Source organism: Chamaesiphon sp. OTE_8_metabat_110 (genome assembly GCF_031382685.1).
Taxonomy (GTDB): domain Bacteria; phylum Cyanobacteriota; class Cyanobacteriia; order Cyanobacteriales; family Chamaesiphonaceae; genus Chamaesiphon.
On sequence record NZ_JANMZA010000043.1, the window covers coordinates 1 to 1,985 of the forward strand.

Here is a 1,985-nt window from a genome sequence, read left to right on the forward strand (position 1 = left end):
CCGTTGTGTCCGATTTGAGTAAACTGATGGAACATCTTGAATCGTAATCTTCATATTTTCCTCTGAATTAAAACTATTCTAATTAGAACTATTTGATAAAAAACAGTGACCTTATACAGATATTTCTACCACCTTGGGTGATTCAAGCTCTAGAGCCAACGGTTGAAATGCTGTCCCTTTGTGCCCCCCATCGCAGTCAGGAAAATTACTCGATCCGCCACAGGTGCAAATCCAGTGAGTTCCAGCATCTAAAGTAACTGTCGTAGCAGATTGTTGTGCCATAATGAATTCTTGCTTTATTCGAGCTAGCTTAGTTCTAATTAGAACTAATTAATCTAAACTTAGCTGATGAGCGAGAGATTTGTCAAGGAGATTGAAGAAATTGTTTAAAAAGCTTGGCGAAGCCGACCTAGCAACACTGTCAGGAGTTCTAACTCCGAAGCATCGAGTTTGTCAAAGCGATCCTTCAGATGAGCGATATGGGCGGGAAAGACTCGATCGAATACCTGTTGACCTTCAGGAGTTAATTGTACGAGGACGCTCCGACGGTTCTCTGGTAGGGTTTCACGACAAACGAGCTGCTTTTGAATCAACCTGTCGATCACTCCTGTCAAAGTACCTTTGGTAATCAAGGTTTTCTCACCTAACTCACCCATGCACAGACCATTTGTATTACCTAGTGTAGCGATGACATCGAACTGGGCGGGTGTCAGATCGAATTGTCTTACATGTGCCTCAGAATAGGCCGAAAAAGCTTGATATGCTCTCGCTAGCTCTCTCACTACTAGCAGAAAAGGTTCATTTGCCGTTGGCGTAGCCTCTCTGGAAGAGAATCGGTCGATGGAAGCTCTAGACACAGCAGACATGATGAGTAACTTGAGGATACTGTTCTAATTAGAATCTATTTCGGGATAAAAATCAAAGCTGTTCGATCCACTAGAGCTTTTTGCTCAGGAAGTTGATTTATTACAAGCCCCTAGCATCGTTCGGAGTACCCGCCAGACAATTCGAGGGTAAAACAGGCAAATCGGTTGAATCATCAGATTCATCACTTGCAGAAATGTCTCACCCACAACCGGATCGTGTAAGGTTGTGCGATGTACCCATGTTGCATAGAGATTGAGGAGATCTGTACCGAGCGGTTTGATGCCAGTTGTTTGGGGAAAGCGAAAATCCTCACCGACTGCCAACTGCCAGGGAATATCGATAATCTTCGCGATGCGCTGGAAAAAAGTTTGCGCTAAGTGTGTGGGGGAGACATTTTCGGTGAGGACTCGATCGAGTTCGACTACTTCTAATGCCGCCACACTCATTCCCTGCCCATAGGTAGGGTTAAAGCTAGAAACGGCATCTCCGAGGACGAGATAGCCTGACGGAAACCGTTTCAGCCGTTCGTAGTATCGCCGGAGACTAAACGGAAACTTGTAGGGCACGATCGCCGATAGGGGTTCGGATTGAGAGATAATGTCATAGATATCTGGGGACGGTAAGCCCCGCACAAACTCTAGAAAGCCAGTTTCGGTAGTCGGTGCCCAATTTCCATGCCAACCACCCACTGAGACGATCCAACGATTTCCCTCAGTCGGGATAATACCACCAAAAGTAGATTGTTGTGGCGGCGCGGGTGAATTCAAAATCCAAGTGTGGCTGCGGGGATCTTCAGGATCGCGCCGATAAATTCGCGTCGTATAGCAGAGGTTAACATGTACCTTACTCGCGAATGGTGGCTCGTAGCCTAAATCCTTCAGCCATTGCCCAGAGCGGGAACTGCGTCCAGTTACATCCACTACCAGATCGGCAGTTAGCGATCTTGGGGGTGCGCTGCCGTGTTGTTCGACAATAATACCAATGACTCGATCTCGATCGGGGTTAGTCTGTAACGATTTAACGATCGTTCGATCGAGTAATTTAAGATTAGGTATTGCAAACACCCGATCGCGGATTAAGTGTTCTAGCAATCCCCGGCTCATGGTTGTAGACGGGAA

At 46.5% G+C, this 1,985-nt stretch carries 3 protein-coding genes; all 3 read right to left on the bottom strand.

What is annotated here, in order from left to right; genetic code table 11:
* Positions 1–111 precede the first annotated feature (111 nt).
* A complete protein-coding gene (locus RMO52_RS01810) occupies positions 112–282 on the bottom strand; it encodes a CDGSH iron-sulfur domain-containing protein (RefSeq protein WP_309743260.1) in 171 nt (56 codons plus the stop codon).
* 104 nt (positions 283–386) lie between these two features.
* Positions 387–866 (bottom strand): MarR family transcriptional regulator, encoded by a 480-nt coding sequence (locus tag RMO52_RS01815; RefSeq protein ID WP_310410381.1) that lies wholly within the window; start codon positions 864–866, stop codon positions 387–389.
* Between the two features lie 84 nt (positions 867–950).
* Positions 951–1,985 (bottom strand): hypothetical protein (locus tag RMO52_RS01820; protein WP_310410382.1); only part of this gene is annotated, 1,035 nt, incomplete at its 5' end.